This is a genomic window from Pseudomonas sp. MWU12-2037 (genome assembly GCF_023242345.1).
Lineage (GTDB): Bacteria > Pseudomonadota > Gammaproteobacteria > Pseudomonadales > Pseudomonadaceae > Aquipseudomonas > Aquipseudomonas gingeri_D.
Map to the genome: position 1 here is coordinate 121,982 of NZ_JALLIZ010000012.1, position 18,444 is coordinate 140,425.

An 18,444-nucleotide genomic window follows, 5' to 3' on the forward strand; every position below is an offset into this window, starting at 1 on the left:
TAGGTCACGGAAAGACGTGGCTCATCAACCGATATCGCCAACAAAGACCTCATCGATCCTGGCCAGATCGCCCTCATTCAGGATGCCGGCGTGGAAACGCAACTTCACCCACGCCATCAGATAATCGTAACGGGCCTTGGCCAGCTCGCTACGGGTACTGAACCGTTGTTGTTCGGCATTCAGCAGATCGAGGTTGACCCGCTCGCCCCCCAGCAAGCTCTTTTGCGTCGAATCCACCAACGACTCAGCTGAAGCCAGGGCCTTCTGATAAGCGCGTAATTTGCTCTCCCCGGACAAACAAGCGCTGAACTGGCGGCGCAACTCGATCAACGTCTCACGGGTCTTGGCCTCCAGTTCGTACTCCGTTTGCTCAAGGGTCCGGCTGGCCTTGCGCACGGAGGCCGAAACGCCGCCCCCCGCGAACAACGGCACGCTCAACTCGACGCCAATGCTATTGGTGCTGTTGCGCTGGTCATAAGTGCTGCTGCTATCGGACTCCGATTTACGCAGGCTGGCGTAGGCCGTGACCTTGGGCAGGTGTCCGGCACGGCTGCGCTCCACTTCATACCTCGCCACCTCGACAGCCTGGCGTTGAGAAGCCAGTAACGGGTTCTGGACCAGCGCCATGCGATGCCAATGATCAAAGGTCGCCGGCTCCATGGGAAAGGCCTGGAAAGTCGCGGACAGCGGCGCCAGATCATTGATGGCGATCCCTGGTTTGCCCATCAACGCCCCCAACTCCCGCAAGGCGGCCTCCTGTTCGTCATGGGCCTCGATCTGTTGCGCCGTTGCCAGCTCGAAACGCGATTCGGCTTCGAGAATATCGGTACGGGTGCCCTCTCCCTGGTGAAACAGGTGGGTATTGCGCTGGAACTGTTGCTCAAAGGCCTTTTTTCTGGCCTGGGCAATTTCGATCTGGTCCTGGGCCAGCAAAGCCCGGGTGTAGGCGCTGAGTACCCGCAGCAGCAGCTCCTGGCTTTTGCTGCGAAACACCTCATCGGCAAACAGCGACTGGGCGACGCCTTTGCGATAGGCCGCATAGGCTTCGTAATCGAGCAGCGGTTGCTGCAGGGTCAGCGCCGAGGTGGCACTGCGGTAGCGGCGCTGGTCATGGCTGCTGCCCGCCTCCCTGAGCTGGGTGACCCTGGATTCATTACGCCCCAGGTTGTGGCTGTAGGACAGCCGAGGCAGCAGCCCCCCCCGGCCAATGGCATCGCTTTCCCGCCCGGCATCGCGCGCCTTCATGGCCCCCTGGAACACCGGGTCATGCAGCAAAGCCGACTCATACACTTGAAAGGGTCCCAGGGCATGGCTCTCGAGGCTGGCGATCAACGCGAGCAGCGCAACAGGTATCAAAACTATTTTCATGACGGCAGACCCTCTTCCTATTCGGTCAACGAGGCGCTCACGCGATCCAGCAGCGGTTTGAACAGGTAGTTGAGGAGCGAGCGCTCCCCGGTACGGACGAACATCTCGGCCGGCATGCCGGGCTTGATCACCAGTCCATTGAGCTGTTCCAGAGAGGCTTCACTGACCGAGCTGCGTATCACGTAGTAGGGGGCGCCGGTTTTTTCGTCGAGCAACTGGTCGGCCGACACCAGGCTGACCTCGCCCGCGACACGGGGCGTCACGCTCTGATTGAACGCCGTGAACAGGATGTCCACCGGCAGGGCCGGACTGACCTTGTCCACCAGGCTGACCGGCAAGCGCCCCTCCACCTCCAGATGCTGGCCTTGAGGGACTATCTCCAGCAACGTGTCGCCGGCACGCACCACGGCGCCCTCGGTATGCACGCTCAAGTTGACGGCAATCCCTTGCGCCGGCGCGTTGACCTCGGTGTGCTGCAAGTCAAAACTCGCGGATGCCAGCTGTTGTTCCAGGGTCAGGCACTTGAGTCGCACCTCGGCCAACTCGCCACGGACTTCGGTCTGATACTGCTCGACATGCCGGGACAGCTTGAGCTGCGACTCGAGTATTTCCTGTTCGAGAAAGCCGATTTCCCCCTTGTTCCGCGCGATCTGCTGCTGAACCTGGGACAACTGGCGCTCCTGCTCCAGCAGACGATTACTCGCAATATGTCCCTCATCCGCCAGAGGGCGCAGTTTCTCCAGTTGCCGGCGCAATGATCCGGCTTGGGCATTCAGATCATTGCGGGCTTGGCGCAGGCCGGACAGTTGGGCCGTTGCCCCGTCGATGCGGGCACGGATACCCGCCTGCTCGCGAGAAAAGGCTTCGCGCCGACTGTTGAAAAGCTGGCGCTGCCCTTCCAGCACGACCACCAACAACGGATCGGCATCGGTACTCAACTCGACTGGAAACTGAATTTTCGCCAGATTGTCCCGCTCGCTCTGCCAGCGGGCCTGGGTGGCCAGGGCTTGGCGGTACTGGGCCTGCAAGGATTGGACAGTGGCCGACAGTTGCGTGCGATCCAGGCGAAACAGCACCTGCCCCTTCTCGACCTTCTCTCCTTCTCTGACCAGAATCCCACTGACGGCTCCCCCGCCCAGGGACTGGACGGCCTTGCGCTTGCCGGACACGACAACCGTGCTCGGCACACTGACGCCTTGATCCAGCGGTGCCAGGGCCGCCCAGCTGAAGAAACCTCCGGCACCGAACACCACCAGTGCCCAGCCCAATCTGACGAAAAACGCGGCCCCGCGCTGCGGACACGAAGTGAGCGCAGGGTGATGTGGCGTGATGCTCTCTGAACTCATGCGCCTGTTTTCCTTGGCGATTGAATGGCAGCTTTCGAAGCCGACTCCCGGGTTCTCGATAAACTGTCGAGCACCTCCGAACGCGGACCGAAAGCCCGCACTTTCCCCTCTTCCAGCACCATCAACTGATCGGCCTGGACCAGAACCTGGCTACGGTGGGTCACCAGAATCACCGTGCTGCCCTGAGCCTTCAGTTGGGTAATGGCTCGGGTGAGGGCCGCTTCACCCTCGGTATCAAGGTTGGAGTTCGGCTCATCCAGCACCACCAGGCGAGGCCGGTCATAGAGCGCCCGGGCCAAGGCCACGCGCTGCTTCTGGCCTCCGGAAAGGCCGGCGCCGGCGTCCCCCAGCACCGAGTCATAACCTTGCGGCAGACGCAGGATCAGCTCATGAACACCCGCCTGCCGGGCCGCCTCGACAACCTTGTCCGGGTTCGGCGCGCCGAAACGGGCGATATTTTCAGCCACGGAACCGCTGAACAACTCGATGTTCTGCGGCAGGTAGCCAATATGGGGACCCAGTTCATTGCGGTCCCAACGATGGATATCGGCACCGTCCAGCCTCACCACCCCGCCCTGGACCGGCCAGATGCCCAGCAGCACGCGAATCAGGCTCGACTTGCCCGCGCCGGAGGCCCCCAGCACCCCCAGCACTTCACCGGCCGCCAGCTGGAAACTCACTTGATGCAAGGTCGTGCGCTGCTGGCCGGGAGGCCCGGCACTCACCTGCTCGAACGCCAGTTGCCCCTTGGGAGCGGGCAAGGCCATCGCTCCCGTCGATTCGGGAAACTCATTGAGCAGCGCGTCGAGACGCTGATAGGCCGACCTGGCCGCGTTCCAATGCCTGGAGGTGGCAATCAACTGGTCGATGGGCAGCAAAACCCTTCCCATCAGGATGGAACCGGCAATCATCATCCCGGCGCTCATATCACCAATAATCACCAGCAGCGCACCGAGCCCCAGCACCAGGGATTGCAGGCACTGGCGAAAGCCTTTGCTCAGATGGGTCATGACCGCGCCCGTGTCGCCGGCCCGGTTCTGTTGCGAAAGAAAATGGGCGTAGGGCTCGAACCAGCGTTGGCGCAACACACCCAGCATGCCCATGGCCTGAATGGTCTCGGCATTGCGCAAATGGCTGGTGGCCAGGCGACTGGCCTCTTGTGAATGGCGGCCGGCTTCAGCCAGCGGCTTCCTGGTCAGCCACTCATTGAGCAGCGCCATGCTCACCAGCAGCACAGCTCCCACACAGGCGAAGACACCCAGCCAGAAGCTGAACATAAACATCACCGCCAGGTAGATCGGAAACCAGGGCGCATCGAAAAAAGCGAACAAGGCCGGGCCGGTCAGGAACTGGCGAATATGGTTCAGATCGCCGAGGGCCTGCGCGCCATGCCCGTCACCGCGGACCAGATTGCGCTCGAAAGCAGCCTGGTAGACCCGCAGGTTGAAACGCTGATCGAGATGCCCGGCGACACGGCTGACGACAAAGTTGCGAACGGTCTCCAGCAGCCCGATAAAAACGAAGAATCCCACGATCATCAACGTCAACATAACCAGCGTGGTCTGGTTTTGCGAAGTCAGGACCCGATCATAAACCTGCAGCATATATATCGAGGGGGCCAGCATCAGCACATTGATCAAGGCGGTAAAACAGCCCACGCTGATCAGAATACTCTTATATTCCCCGAGCACTTCTATCAACGGTGCCGTAGGTGTTGTCGCCAAGGGTTTCATTGACTTCCTTGAATAGTATTTCGCGCGCGCAAAACATCAGAAGAGCAGCGCCCAGGGCACTGCTCTTGGTGAGCTAAAACGAATATATAAACCGATGAGATGGCCTATTACGCAGCCATATCCAGAATATAAGGGAACGGCCCATCCTCAATACGCCAGTCGAAGTCGCTGTCGATAAACTCGCTATAGGCATCCGGCTGATTGGCAGCGAGCGCATACTCGCTGTGCGTTATGTCATTCTTTTCTTCCAGGCCAGCAAGCACTTCATCAACCTCTTCTTCAAGCCTGTCAAACGCATGCCTTCCCGGGCCCTCCTCACCCATGAGCCCCCGATGTTCCGCCGGCGTATAATCTGTAAGATTAGCAAGCAGCTCCTTGAGCTTCATGATTTCTCGCTGCACACTTTCTGAAATTTTGGCAATTTCATTGCTCCAGACAACAAAATCAAAATCAGCATTTGTGCCACAAAATTGAGGTTTCACAGAAGCCGGCTGCCCCCGATCAGGCACCATCCATGGCAACTTGCTCTCGAAAGGCGAGTCCATCCGATCATTCGTATTATTGATTTCCATTAACATAAATCACTCCATATAACGACGAGTTAATGAGCACCCGATACCCATCAGGCGTGCTCGTCGTCTATTTAATGAAATTTATGAAGTGAAGGTTATATAAATAGATATCACCACTCTTCCATGGCAAATCCAGCGCAAAAAAAGGGGAGCACATGCTCCCCCGAGGAAAAACGTTGGTAGTCGAAGGCTTTCGATCAGCCTTCGATCTCGATCAGAATCTCGCCCGGATTGACCCGGTCGCCCTTGGCCACATGAATAGCGACAACCTTGCCCGCCACCGCCGCCTGCACTTCGGTTTCCATTTTCATGGCCTCGGTGATCAGTACGGCCTGGCCGGCTTTCACGGTGTCGCCTTCCTTGACCAGCACATCGACGATATTGCCCGGCATGGTGGTGCTGACATGGCCCGGCGCGCTGGCCTGCTTGCGCTTGCTGCTGCCACCGCCGACAAACTCGTTGAGCGGTTCGAACACCACTTCTTCCGGCATGCCGTCGATGGACAGGTAGAAGTGCCGCTTGCCTTCGGCCTTGACGCCGACACCGGTGATGTCCACGCGATAGGTTTCGCCGTGCACATCGATCACGAACTCGGTCGGCACGCCCTCACCGCCCGCCGAACGCACGCCACCGGCCTCGGGGATCGGCAACAACACCTCAGGAACCAGGGTGCCGGCCTCACGCTCTTCGAGGAACTTGCGCCCGATATCCGGGAACATGGCGTAAGTCAGTACGTCTTCTTCCGACTTGGCCAGGGCACCGATCTCACCACGCAACTTGACCATTTCCGGCTTGAGCAGGTCGGCCGGGCGCACGTCGATCACTTCTTCGCTGCCGATGGCCTGGCGCCGCAGCTTCTCATTGACGACGCCCGGTGCCTTGCCATAACCGCCTTGCAGGTACAGCTTCACTTCGTTGGTGATGGTCTTGTAGCGCTCGCCGGCGAGGACGTTGAAGAACGCCTGGGTGCCAACGATCTGCGAGGTCGGGGTCACCAGCGGCGGGAAGCCGAGGTCTTCACGCACTCGCGGAATTTCCGCCAGCACTTCGCCCATGCGGTTCAAGGCGCCCTGCTCTTTCAGCTGGTTGGCGAGGTTGGAGATCATCCCGCCCGGCACCTGGTTGACCTGCACGCGGGTGTCGACGGCGGTGAATTCGCTTTCGAACTGGTGGTACTTCTTGCGCACGGCGTAGAAGTACAGGCCGATTTCCTGCAGCAGTTCCAGATCCAGGCCGGTGTCGAATTCGCTGCCTTTAAGGGCCGCGACCATCGACTCGGTGCCAGGATGGCTGGTACCCCAGGCGAAGCTGGAGATCGCGGTGTCGATATGGTCGGCACCGTTCTCCACCGCCTTGAGCTGGCACATCGCGGCCAGGCCGGCGGTGTCGTGGGAGTGGATAAATACGGGCAGCGATTGCTCGCTCTTCAGCGCCTTGACCAGTTCGCCCGTGGCGTAAGGGGTCAGCAGGCCGGCCATGTCCTTGATCGCCACCGAGTCGCAACCCATGGCTTCCATCTGCTTGGCCTGGGCCACGAAGGCCTCGATGGTATGCACCGGGCTGGTGGTATAGGCGATGGTGCCCTGGGCATGCTTGCCCGCCGCTTTCACCGCTTCGATGGCGACCCGCAGGTTACGCACGTCGTTCATGGCGTCGAAGATGCGGAACACATCGATACCGTTGACCGCCGCCTTGGCAACGAAGGCCCGGACCACGTCGTCGCTGTAATGGCGGTAGCCCAGCAGGTTCTGGCCGCGCAGAAGCATTTGCAGGCGGGTGTTGGGCAAGGCCGCGCGCAATTGGCGCAGGCGCTCCCACGGGTCTTCTTTCAGAAAGCGCACGCAGGCGTCGAAGGTCGCGCCGCCCCAGACTTCCAGGGACCAGTAGCCGACCTTGTCGAGCTTCTCGCAGATCGGCAGCATGTCTTCGGTGCGCATGCGGGTGGCGAGCAGCGATTGGTGGGCGTCGCGCAGGATTGTGTCGGTAACGTGGATTTTTTTGGAAGAAGTCATTGGAATAGTCCTCACAGGCCTGCGTGGGCGGCGATGGCGGCGGCGATGGCCAGGGCCAGCTCTTCGGGTTTGCGCTTGATCGAGTAGTTGGTCAGCTCAGGGTGGCTTTCAACAAAGCTGGTATTGAACTGGCCGCTACGGAATTCCGGGTTACGCAGGATTTCCTGGTAGTAGGCCGCAGTGGTCTTCACCCCCTGCAGGCGCATGTCGTCCAGGGCCCGCAGGCCACGGTCCATCGCTTCTTCCCAGGTCAACGCCCAGACCACCAGCTTCAGGCACATGGAGTCGTAGAACGGCGGAATGGTGTAGCCGGTGTAGATCGCCGTGTCGGTGCGCACGCCGGGACCGCCGGGAGCGTAGTAACGGGTGATCTTGCCGAAGCTGGGCAGGAAGTTGTTCTTCGGGTCTTCGGCGTTGATCCGGAACTGCAAGGCAAAACCGCGATGGATGATGTCTTCCTGCTTGACCGACAACGGCAGGCCGGAGGCGATGCGGATCTGCTCACGAACAATGTCGATGCCGGTGATTTCTTCGGTGATGGTGTGTTCCACCTGCACCCGGGTGTTCATTTCCATGAAGTACACCTCGCCCTCGGCGAGCAGGAACTCCACGGTACCGGCGTTCTCGTAGCCCACCGCCTTGGCCGCGCGCACCGACAGGTCGCCGATATAGGCGCGCTGTTCCGGGGTCAGCTGGGGGCTGGGGGCGATTTCGATCAGCTTCTGGTTGCGGCGCTGGATCGAGCAGTCACGCTCGAACAGGTGCACCACGTTGCCGAAACTGTCGCCGAGAATCTGCGCTTCGATGTGCTTGGGATTGACGATGCATTTTTCCAGGAAGACTTCCGCCGAACCAAAGGCCTTGGTCGCTTCGGAAATCACCCGGGGGAAGGCCTGTTCCAGTTCTTCGCGGCTGTTGCAGCGACGGATACCGCGACCGCCACCACCGGAGGTGGCCTTGAGCATCACCGGGTAACCGATACGGTCGCCTTCGGTGAGGGCTTCGGCGATGTCGGCGACGTTGCCTTCGGTGCCCGGGGTGACCGGCACGCCAGCCTTGATCATGCTGCGGCGGGCTTCGGTCTTGTCACCCATGCGGCGGATCACTTCCGCCGACGGGCCGATGAATTTGATTCCACGTTCGGCGCAGATATCCGCCAGTTCGGCATTTTCCGACAGGAAGCCGTAACCGGGGTGCAGCGCGTCACAACCGGTTTCCACCGCCAGGTTCACCAGCTTGCGCGGGTTCAGGTAGCCGGCCAGGGGTTCGGCACCGATGCTGTGGGCCTCATCCGCGCGCTTCACATGCAGGGCATGGCGATCGGCGTCGGAATAGATCGCGACCGAGCGAATGCCCATCTCGGCGCAGGCACGCACGATTCGTACGGCAATTTCACCACGGTTGGCGATCAGGATCTTTTTTATCACTTGGAAATTCCTAAGCCGCTGGAACAGACAACCCTTGGGTGCAACCGGAAAACGGGTCGGCGCGTGACTAAATGTTTCAAGCCAGTCGCGTAGTCCACACTAGACCCACCCAGTGATAAACCAAAATCAATAATTATTGGGTCGCTCATAAGTAAAAGCTTATAGTTGAGCGGTTCGCGGCCTCCATGAGTGTTTATAAAATGCGTAAGTCCTTGATGCGTATGACATTACGCCAGCTCAAGATTTTCAATGAGGTCTGCGATCTGCGTTCCTACAGCCGCGCAGCTGATGAAATGTCTCTCACACAACCGGCCGTAAGCCTACAAATTCGTCAGCTGGAAGAGCTGATCGGCCAGCCTTTATTCGACTACGTCGGCAAAAAGCTCTACATGACCGAGGCGGCTGAAGCGTTACAGCGGGCCAGCCGGGACATTTTCGGTCGGCTGGAAAACCTCGATATGCAGCTCTCGGACATGCAGGGCTCGCTGCAAGGGCAGTTGAAACTGGCGGTGGAATCCAGCGCCAAGTATTTCGTCCCGCACCTGTTTGCCGCGTTCAAGCGCCAGCATCCCGAGGTCAATCTGCACCTGACGGTGGTCAACCGCGCGCAGGCGCTGCGGCGCCTTTCGGACAACCGCGACGACCTGCTGATCATGTCGATGGTGCCCCAGGACATGGGGCTCGAATTCCTGCCGTTCCTGAACAACCCGATTGTCGCGGTGGCGCCGCCCGATCACCCGCTGTGCCACGGCGGCCCGCTGCGCTTGCAGGACCTGGAGCCGTATACGTTGTTGATCCGCGAAGCGGGGTCGGGGACGCGGATCGCCTGCGAGGAGTATTTCAAGGAGAAACGCGTGCACTTCTCGCAGACGCTGGAAGTGACCTCGGGCGAAGCCCAGCGCGAGTGTGTGGTGGCGGGGCTGGGCCTGGCCCTGTTGACGCGCCATGCCCTGAGCCTGGAACTGGCGACCGGCGTGCTCCGAGAACTGCCGGTGGAAGAACTGCCGCTCTATCGCAGTTGGTGCCTGGTTCAGGCCAAGGACAAACGCCTGTCACCGGTCGCCCATGCGTTCCTGGGGTTTATTCGCAGTGAACGGTTACAAATCAGCGGGCTGGTTGAGCGCTTCGACGGTCGGATGCCGAGTCTGCCTGCCAGTAATTGAGTGCGGCGATTTCCTGTTGCAGTTGGCGCAGTTCGGTGCGGTCTTCGATTGCGCGACGAAATTCCATGCGGCGCTGATCTTCCTGCTGCCGACGGGTTTTGACGCTGCTTTGCTCTTCGTGGTGCCGGGCCATTTCGAGTCTCCCAGGGTGGGTACGGGAGCTTCAAGATGGACGTCCGGCGTTACGGTTTGGCGGCAGCTGGGTGACAGACTGATGAAATCATCGGTCAGTCGTCGAGGGCCTTCACCGACTTGGGCGACAGGCGCAGGCTGCGCAAGCTGCGTTTGACGCTCTTGAGGTGGTTGACCAGGCTCGGCCCACGGGCCATGGCCACGCCCATGGCCAGCACGTCGATCACCACCAGGTGGGCGATGCGCGAGGTCAGCGGGGTATAGATCTCGGTGTCTTCGTGCACGTCGATGGCCAGGTTCACCGTCGACAGCTCGGCCAGCGGGGTCTGGCTCGGGCACAGGGTGATCAGGGTCGCGCCGCTTTCACGCACCAGGTTGGCGGTAATCAGCAGGTCCTTGGAACGGCCCGACTGGGAAATGCAGATCGCTACGTCGGTAGGCTTGAGGGTCACCGCCGACATCGCCTGCATATGCGGGTCGGAATACGCCGCCGCCGTCAGCAGCAACCGGAAGAACTTGTGCTGGGCATCCGCCGCCACCGCACCGGAAGCGCCGAAACCATAGAACTCCACCCGCTGCGCCGCCGACATGGCGGTCACGGCACGTTGCAACGCGGCCGGATCGAGCTTTTCGCGCACGTCCATCAGGGTGTGCAGGGTGGTGTCGAAGATCTTCAGGCTGTAGTCCGCCACCGAATCGTCTTCGTGAATCGCGAACTGCCCGAAGCTGGCGCCGGCCGCCAGGCTCTGGGCCAGCTTCAGTTTCAGGTCCTGGAAACCCGAGCAGCCGATGGCCCGGCAAAAACGCACAATGGTCGGTTCGCTGATGCCCACGCTGTGGGCCAGGTCAGCCATGGAACTGTGCATCACCGCCGCTGGATCGAGCAGGACGTGATCGGCGACCTTGAGCTCCGACTTGCGCAGCAGGTTGCGAGACTGGGCGATGTGTTGCAACAGATTCAAAGGTCTGGACTCATTGTTATGGGCGAACGCCTGGGATGTAGCAGTCTTGTAGTTATACTACAAGAATTCGCGAATTGCCCGCTCCATTACGTAACCCGCCTCCCCGCTAGCGTAGCGCGGGGAGCATGTAGCCACTCTCGACGCCTAGGGAAAGCCATTGCGTAGCAGTCGCATCAATTCCTGCGCCGCCACCGGCCGGCTGATCAGATAGCCCTGCACTTCATCGCAGCCCTGGGCCTTGAGGAAATCCAGTTGCTCCTGGTTTTCCACACCCTCGGCCACCACCTTCAGTTCCAGGCTGTGGGCCATGGCGATGATCGCCCGGGTGATCGCCGCGTCTTCACTGCCCTCCCCCAGGCCGCGAATAAAACTCTGGTCGATCTTCACGTAGTCCACCGGGAAGCGCTTGAGGTAACTCAGGGACGAATAGCCGGTGCCGAAGTCATCAATGGCCAGCTTCACCCCCAGGTCGCGCAACTGCTGGAACGTGGCGATGATATGTTCGACGCTGTCGAGCAGCTGGCTTTCGGTCAGCTCAAGCTCCAGCAGTTCCGGGGCCAGGCCGGTTTCCTCCAGCACCTGGCGCACCAGGCTGACCAGCTTGCCCTGGCGCAACTGATGCACCGACAGGTTTACCGACACCCGGATCGGCGCCATCCCCTCGCGCTGCCATTCGCACGCCTGCCAGCAGGCCTGGCGCAAGACGAACTCACCGATCGGCCCGATCAGCCCGGTTTCCTCGGCCAGGCCGATAAAGTCCGCCGGCGGCACCTGGCCCAGGGTCGGATGCTCCCAACGCACCAGCGCCTCGGCGGCGTTCATCCGCCCGGTGGCCAGGCACAGCTTGGGTTGGTAGAAGACGCGCAATTGCCGCTCTTCGATGGCCTTGCGCAGCTGGTTCTCCAGCTGCAAGCGCTCCAGGGTGCTGGCCTGCAGGCTCTCGGTGTAGAACTGGAAGTTGTTCCCGCCCAGGTGCTTGGCATGTTGCATGGCGATGTTTGACTGGCTGAGCAGCACCGGTATTTCCCGGGCATTGTCCGGCAACAGGCTGATGCCCATGGACGCGCTGACCACCAGCTCATGCTCGTCGATAGTCACCGGCACCCGCAACTTGCCGAGCAGGCGCGTCGCCACCCGGGCCAGGCTGGAGAGGTTGCCGTAGGCATCGAACAGCACCGCGAACTCATCCCCGGACAAACGGGCAATGGTGTTGGCTTCAGGCAAGGCGTTGACCAGGCGCCGGGCCATCTGCTGCAGCAACTGGTCGGCGATTTCATGGCCGAGGCTGTCGTTGAGCAATTTGAAACGGTCCAGATTGATGTGCAGCAACGCCAGGCTGCGGCCACCCTGGCGCACTTGCTGGTGAGCCTCGTACAGACGTTCGCGAAACAACGAACGATTCGCCAGCCCCGTCAGTTCGTCGTAGTGGGTCAGGTAGCGCATGCGCTCTTCGGATTCGCGGCGAGCCGACAGATCGGCGAAGAAGCCGACGATATGGCTGACATTGCCCCGGGTATCGCGCACCACATTCAGTTGCAGCCATTGCGGGTACAGCTCGCCGTTCTTGCGCGCCTCCACCAGTTCGCCCTGCCAGCTGCCGTGCTGTTCCAGGGCCTGGCGGATGGTCGAATAGTGACGCCGGGCATCGCGACTGCCCGGCAGGTCGACCACATTGCGCCCGAGCATGTCCTCGAGCAGGTAACCGGTTACCCGGCTGAAGGCCTGGTTGATCGCCAGCAGAACGTAATTGGGATCGAAAATCACAATACCTTCGCTGGCCGCCTCGAACACCGTCGCGGCCAATTGGCGCTGGGCTTCCTGCTCCTTGTGCGCGCTGATATCGCGACGGGTGCCGACCATGCGCAACACTCGACCGCTGGCGGTGTGCTCGACCGCGCGACCGCGGTCTTCGATCCAGACCCAGTGACCATCGCCATGCCGTACCCGGTACTCGATCAGGTAATCCTCGCTGCGCCCCTTCAGGTGCTCCACCAGCGCACGCTTGAGTGCCGGCACATCCTCGGGGTGCAGGCGCGGCTTGAGGTGGCTGAGCATGGCGGTCACGTATTCCGGGTCGAGGCCGAACAGCTCCTTGATCTGGGTGTGATGCACTTCATCGGTCTGCAGGTTCCAGTCCCACAACCCGAGGGCGCTGGCCTGCAACGCCAGGGCCAGGCGTGTTTCGCTTTTGCTCAGGGCCTTGTTCGCCACATCCAGTTCCAGGCTGCGCTGGACCACCCGGCTTTCCAGGCCGACCTGGGCGTCGCGCAGTTCCTGTTCGGCACGACGACGCTGATCGATTTCCCGCGCCAGTTCAAGATTGAGTTGTTCGCTGCGGGTGTGCGCCTGTTGCAGGCTCTCGATCAGCGCCTGGTTCTGGAAACGCCGCAACAGGCCGCGGCGGATCAGCCGATTGACCTGCAAGGCCACCACGCTCAGCGACACCAGCAGGATCAGCCCGAGCCAGGCCCAGCCTTGTTGCTCCTCGGTTCCCCCCCAGAACAGATAGACGATGGCCGGCAACAGGCAGGGCAAGGTAAAGGTCAGGAACGCCGGGATGCTCACGGCGTAGGCCACGCTGGCGGAGAGGGTCGCTGCGCCGATCAGGCCGAAGACCCAGGCCTGCTCGAGAAAACTGTCGGTGGGCACCAGGGCGATGCCGGCGCAGGCCAGGGTCAGGCCGCTGACCGCCGAGCCCAGCAGGAAGGTCCGGCGCCAGATCGGCTGGGCCTGGCGGCTGGGCATCGCCGAGTCGAACGCCGCCACCTGGATCACGCGCAAGGCCACCAGGGCCATCAACCACACCAGCCAGACGCTGACCAGCAGGTAGCGCTGCGGGCTCCAGAGCAACCAGGCGCAGACCAGACCGTTCAACAACATGAATAAAGTCGGCAGCAACGACCCCTGGTACAGCAGGCGCGTACGCTCGACTGTCAGCTCAGTGGCGAATTGCTTGCGGATAACCCGCCCAGCCTCCATCGAGGGGCTCAGCGCGTCAAAGCTCTGGGTCATGGGCAGTATTCTTATAATGGTTAGCCATAAACGTGGCAGGAGCATACACAAGCATCCGGCAGGACCAAACTGCCTCAGGTCATAAAATGTAATGAATTTGCCGGCAGCCAGCCCCCCTGCCCAAGGGCAGAGCAAGACACCACGCCGCCTGTAGCCGATGACTGACCGGTCGTCATCGCCAATCTTTTTATCTGCCGCGGCGCGCCCCCCGGTATAAGAGCCGCCGCTCAGCATTAGGGTTTGCCCGCCCAGGCCCGGCACCCTAGAATGCGTCGATGCGCGATGATCTCTCCTTTCTGCTGAACTCCCTCAACGATGCCCAACGCCAGGCCGTAGCCGCCCCCGTTGGCCGTCAGTTGGTCCTGGCCGGTGCCGGCTCGGGTAAAACCCGGGTGCTGGTGCACCGTATCGCCTGGTTGATCCAGGTCGAAAACGCCTCGTCCCATTCGATCCTGTCGGTGACCTTCACCAACAAGGCCGCTGCCGAGATGCGCCATCGCATCGAGCAGTTGCTGGGCATCAGCCCGGCCGGCATGTGGGTCGGCACCTTCCACGGCCTGGCACACCGCCTGTTGCGGGCGCACTGGCAGGAAGCCGGCCTGAGCCAGACCTTCCAGATCCTCGACAGCGACGACCAGCAACGGCTGGTCAAGCGGGTGATCCGCGACCTCGGCCTCGACGAACAGCGCTGGCCCGCCCGCCAGGCCCAGTGGTTTATCAACGGCCAGAAGGACGAGGGCCTGCGCCCACAGCATATCCAGGCCAGTGGCGACCTGTTCCTGGCGACCATGCGCAGCATCTATGAAGCCTACGAGGCCGCCTGTGCCCGCGCCGGGGTCATCGACTTCTCCGAGCTGCTGCTGCGCGCCCTGGACCTGTGGCGCGACCATCCGGGCCTGCTGGCGCACTACCAGAAGCGCTTCCGGCACATCCTGGTGGACGAATTCCAGGACACCAACGCCGTGCAGTACGCCTGGCTGCGTTTGCTGGCCCAGGGCGGCGACAGCCTGATGGTGGTCGGCGACGACGACCAGTCGATCTACGGCTGGCGCGGCGCGAAAATCGAGAATATCCACCAGTATTCCGCCGACTTCGCGGACGCCGTGACCATCCGCCTGGAGCAGAACTACCGCTCCACGGCCGGCATCCTCAAGGCCGCCAACGCCCTGATCGCCCATAACACCGGGCGTCTGGGCAAAGAACTGTGGACCGATGGCGGCGACGGCGAGGCGATCAACCTCTACGCCGCCTTCAACGAGCACGACGAAGCGCGCTACGTGGTGGAAACCATCGAAAGCGCCCTGAAAACCGGCCTGGCCCGCAGCGATATCGCCATTCTCTACCGCTCCAACGCCCAATCCCGGGTGCTCGAAGAAGCCTTGCTGCGCGAACGTATTCCGTACCGCATCTACGGTGGCCAGCGCTTCTTCGAACGGGCTGAAATCAAGAACGCCATGGCCTACCTGAGGCTGCTGGAAGGGCGTGGCAACGACGCGGCGCTGGAGCGGGTGATCAACGTCCCGGCCCGTGGGATCGGCGAGAAAACCGTCGAGGCCATCCGCGAACACGCCCGCCACAGCGAGCTGTCGATGTGGGAAGCCATGCGCCAGCTGGTCGCCAACAAGGGCCTGGCCGGACGGGCCGCCGGTGCCCTGGGGGTGTTTGTCGAGCTGATCGAGGACCTCGCGGCGAAAACCCGGGACATGCCGCTGCACCTGATGACCCAGGTGGTCATCGAGCAGTCCGGGCTGATCGCCTACCACGAAGCGGAAAAGGGCGAGAAAGGCCAGGCCCGGGTGGAAAACCTTGAGGAACTGGTCAGCGCCGCCCGCAACTTCGAGGCCGCCGAAGAAGACGCCGAGCTCACGCCGCTGGCCGCCTTCCTCGGCCACGCGTCGCTGGAAGCCGGCGACACCCAGGCCGACGAGCACGAAGACAGCATTCAGTTGATGACCCTGCACAGCGCCAAGGGCCTGGAATTCCCCTACGTGTTCCTGGTAGGCATGGAAGAAGGCCTGTTCCCCCACAAGATGAGCCTGGAAGAACCCGGCCGCCTTGAGGAAGAACGCCGGCTGGCCTACGTCGGCATTACCCGGGCGATGCAGAACCTGGTGCTGACCTACGCCGAGACCCGACGCCTGTACGGCAGCGAGACCTACAACAAGGTCTCGCGTTTCGTGCGCGAAGTGCCGAAAGGTCTGATCCAGGAAGTGCGCCTGTCCAACAGCGTCAGCCGACCGTTCGGCGGCGCCCAGGCCCAGGCCGGCAGCAGCCTGTTCGGTGGCAGCGACATCCCGGACACCGGTTTCAGCCTCGGCCAGACCGTACGCCACAGCATCTTCGGCGACGGCGTGATCCTCAACTTCGAAGGCGCCGGCGCCCAGGCCCGGGTCCAGGTGAACTTCAGCGAAGGCAGCAAGTGGCTGATGCTCGGCTACGCCAAGCTGGAAGCGGTCTGATCACGACCTTCAAGCGTTTCCGCACCCAGTGTGGAAACGCTGTCCTCCCACCTCGACAGCACGCCATGCCGGTCTAATTACTCAACCGAGGTCGCGATAACCATGGGTTCAGGCTTTTTTTCTTCGTGGACATTCTGGGCCCTGCTGTCGGCGACTTTCGCCGCCCTGACGGCGATCTTCGCCAAGATCGGCATCGATAACGTCAATTCGGACTTCGCCACCCTGCTGCGAACCGTCGTGGTATTGGTCAGCCTGGCCTTGATTTTGTACGCAACGGGCCAATATCAGTCATTGAGTTCGATTTCCGCCAAGAGCTATCTGTTCCTGCTGTTGTCGGGTCTGGCGACCGGTGCCTCGTGGTTGTGCTACTTCCGCGCGCTGAAGGTCGGCCCGGCCTCGCTGGTGGCCCCGGTGGACAAGCTCAGCGTGGTGTTCGTCGCCGTCATCAGCGTGCTGCTGCTGGGCGAGAAGCTCGACCTGCGTCAATGGGGCGGTATCGGCCTGATTACCGCCGGCGTGGTCATGCTGGCTCTCCGGCGTTAGCCGGGAACATTTCACTCAGCATTTATCGACTCGTCTTACGAAACAAACGGCATCGGCGTAATGCCTTTCATGAAACCCTCAGGTGAGGCATGGAAGGATCAGGCAAAAGCCGGAAACACTCTCGCGCTAGCCAGTAACATTTCACCTGTGCAGTATGGCGCGCGTGCACTCCACAAACGGGAATACCCTTATGCAACGTTTTCTCAGTATCGTCTTGGCGCTCTGCATCGGTCTGACGATGAGCCTCGACGCGAACGCCAAGCGCTTCGGCGGTGGCAAAAGCATGGGTTCGGCGCCCAGCCATCAAACCAGCCAAATGGCCCCAGCCGCGGGTGCCGGCGCTGCTGCCGCGACCGCCGGTGCCGCGGGCGCTGCTGCCAAAGCCGGCGGTGCTTCGCGCTGGCTCGGCCCTCTGGCCGGCATCGCCGCCGGTGGCCTGCTCGCCTCCATGTTCATGGGCGGCGGCTTCCAGGGCATGCAGTTCTTCGACATCCTGATCATGGCGGTCATCGCTTTCGTGATCTTCCGCTTCATTGCCGCCCGTCGACGCAAGCAGCAGGAGCACATGGCCCCGGCCGGCGCGCCGTTCCAGCGTGAAGTGTTCGAGCAACCGGCGCAGCCGCAGAACGCGATCTTCGGAGGTTCCGCCCCCGCCGCTCCACGCCGTGTGATCAACGCACCGGCCTGGTTCAACGAAGAGCGCTTCCTGGAAGCCGCCCGCAGCCACTTCCAGGCGCTGCAGCAGCACTGGGATGCCAACGAGATGGACAAGATCGCCGAATTCGTCACCCCGCAGATGCTGCAGTTCCTGAAACAGGAACGAGCGAACGAAGGCGACGGTTTCCAGTCTACCTATATCGAAAACCTGCATGTGCAGCTGGACGGCCTGGACGATCGCGCCGACAAGACCATCGCCACCCTGACCTTCAGCGGCGTGTCGAAGAACTCGCGTTTCGACCAGGGCGAAGCTTTCAGCGAAAGCTGGAACATGGAGCGTCCACAGGGCGACAACCAGCCTTGGCTGGTGGCCGGTATCCGCCAGAACGGCTGATCCATGGCTCGCGGTTGAAAAAAGCTACAAAAACCCCGGACTCGTCCGGGGTTTTGCATTTCACAATTGTACTTTTTGCAAGCTACTGTATAAGACCCGTGATACGAACCGCGCCATAAAGCAAGAGGATTGAGGCCGTGGAAGAAGTCATTGAACAATTGCGTGAAGCCAACGAACCCGTACCGGTGCCTTTGGAGTTGCCCGACGAGGATCAGTTGGTCGAAGTCGAAGAGGAGTTGTTCATCAACATCCCCTTCGTTTTCAAGGAATTCCTGCTGACCGTCAGTGACGTGGTGTATGGCAGCCTGGAACCGGTGACGGTGACTGATCCGCAGTCGCACACCTACCTGCCCGATGTAGCAGCCAATGCCTGGGATTCTGGTGTGCCCCGGGACCTGATCCCGATCTGCCAGGACGGTGACAACTACTACTGCGTCGAGGAAGACGGCACCGTGGTGCTGTGGTCCGGCGAAGAAGAGCTGATCACCGAAGAGTCCTGGGAATCGGTATGGCACTGGGCGCGGGATGTGTGGCTGGAAAGCTGATTGACCCTGTCCGATGCTGCTCCAATCACGCTACCTTGGGTTGACTCGGACCTGTAGGAGCAGGGCTTGCCCGCGAAGCTTTTGGCGGCCTCAAGGGCCCCTTCGCGGGCAAGCCCTGC

14 protein-coding genes are annotated in these 18,444 nt (G+C 61.5%); 5 read left to right on the forward strand and 9 right to left on the reverse strand.

Annotated features, from left to right (window positions below):
• Nucleotides 1–24: 24 nt before the first annotated feature.
• The 6 genes from M5B42_RS21535 to M5B42_RS21560 form a co-directional block, all read right to left on the reverse strand.
• Complete coding sequence (locus M5B42_RS21535; RefSeq protein ID WP_248746936.1) at nt 25–1,368, reverse strand: TolC family outer membrane protein; 1,344 nt, start codon at nt 1,366–1,368, stop codon at nt 25–27.
• A gap of 17 nt (nt 1,369–1,385) precedes the next feature.
• Complete coding sequence (locus M5B42_RS21540) at nt 1,386–2,714, reverse strand: HlyD family type I secretion periplasmic adaptor subunit (protein ID WP_248746937.1); 1,329 nt, start codon at nt 2,712–2,714, stop codon at nt 1,386–1,388.
• Entirely contained in the window at nt 2,711–4,447 is a 1,737-nt protein-coding gene (locus tag M5B42_RS21545; RefSeq protein ID WP_248746938.1) for a type I secretion system permease/ATPase, read from the reverse strand. The genes M5B42_RS21540 and M5B42_RS21545 overlap by 4 nt, the downstream gene beginning before the upstream one ends.
• A gap of 107 nt (nt 4,448–4,554) precedes the next feature.
• On the reverse strand, nt 4,555–5,025 hold the full coding sequence (locus M5B42_RS21550) for a hypothetical protein (RefSeq protein WP_248746939.1): 471 nt from the start codon (nt 5,023–5,025) through the stop codon (nt 4,555–4,557).
• Between the two features lie 191 nt (nt 5,026–5,216).
• The gene (gene oadA / locus M5B42_RS21555; protein ID WP_248746940.1) at nt 5,217–7,031 is read right to left on the reverse strand and encodes a sodium-extruding oxaloacetate decarboxylase subunit alpha; all 1,815 of its coding nucleotides are present in this window, start codon (nt 7,029–7,031) and stop codon (nt 5,217–5,219) included.
• Nucleotides 7,032–7,042: 11 nt separating this feature from the next.
• Nucleotides 7,043–8,458 (reverse strand): acetyl-CoA carboxylase biotin carboxylase subunit, encoded by a 1,416-nt coding sequence (locus tag M5B42_RS21560; protein WP_103498474.1) that lies wholly within the window; start codon nt 8,456–8,458, stop codon nt 7,043–7,045.
• 200 nt (nt 8,459–8,658) lie between these two features.
• Between M5B42_RS21560 and M5B42_RS21565 the strand changes: the two genes are divergently transcribed.
• Nucleotides 8,659–9,621, forward strand: a complete 963-nt coding sequence (locus tag M5B42_RS21565) for a LysR family transcriptional regulator (protein WP_103498475.1) — start codon at nt 8,659–8,661, stop codon at nt 9,619–9,621.
• Here the strand turns inward: M5B42_RS21565 and M5B42_RS21570 are convergent.
• The 3 genes from M5B42_RS21570 to M5B42_RS21580 form a co-directional block, all read right to left on the reverse strand.
• Entirely contained in the window at nt 9,563–9,754 is a 192-nt protein-coding gene (locus tag M5B42_RS21570; RefSeq protein WP_083875491.1) for a hypothetical protein, read from the reverse strand. The genes M5B42_RS21565 and M5B42_RS21570 overlap by 59 nt on opposite strands.
• A 94-nt stretch (nt 9,755–9,848) precedes the next feature.
• Nucleotides 9,849–10,715 carry a transcriptional regulator HexR gene (gene hexR, locus M5B42_RS21575; RefSeq protein ID WP_040071809.1) on the reverse strand — a complete coding sequence of 289 codons (867 nt, stop codon included), beginning with the start codon at nt 10,713–10,715 and terminating at the stop codon, nt 9,849–9,851.
• 144 nt (nt 10,716–10,859) lie between these two features.
• Nucleotides 10,860–13,727: a GGDEF domain-containing phosphodiesterase gene (locus M5B42_RS21580; RefSeq protein WP_248746941.1), complete on the reverse strand. Its 2,868-nt coding sequence runs from the start codon at nt 13,725–13,727 to the stop codon at nt 10,860–10,862.
• A gap of 275 nt (nt 13,728–14,002) precedes the next feature.
• Between M5B42_RS21580 and uvrD the strand changes: the two genes are divergently transcribed.
• From uvrD to M5B42_RS21600, 4 genes are all read left to right on the forward strand, one after another.
• Complete coding sequence (gene uvrD / locus M5B42_RS21585) at nt 14,003–16,186, forward strand: DNA helicase II (protein WP_248746942.1); 2,184 nt, start codon at nt 14,003–14,005, stop codon at nt 16,184–16,186.
• A gap of 102 nt (nt 16,187–16,288) precedes the next feature.
• Complete coding sequence (locus M5B42_RS21590; RefSeq protein ID WP_177104092.1) at nt 16,289–16,729, forward strand: EamA family transporter; 441 nt, start codon at nt 16,289–16,291, stop codon at nt 16,727–16,729.
• 190 nt (nt 16,730–16,919) lie between these two features.
• Nucleotides 16,920–17,780: a Tim44 domain-containing protein gene (locus tag M5B42_RS21595; protein WP_248746943.1), complete on the forward strand. Its 861-nt coding sequence runs from the start codon at nt 16,920–16,922 to the stop codon at nt 17,778–17,780.
• Nucleotides 17,781–17,917: 137 nt separating this feature from the next.
• Complete coding sequence (locus tag M5B42_RS21600) at nt 17,918–18,325, forward strand: SMI1/KNR4 family protein (protein ID WP_017129371.1); 408 nt, start codon at nt 17,918–17,920, stop codon at nt 18,323–18,325.
• Nucleotides 18,326–18,444: the final 119 nt, after the last annotated feature.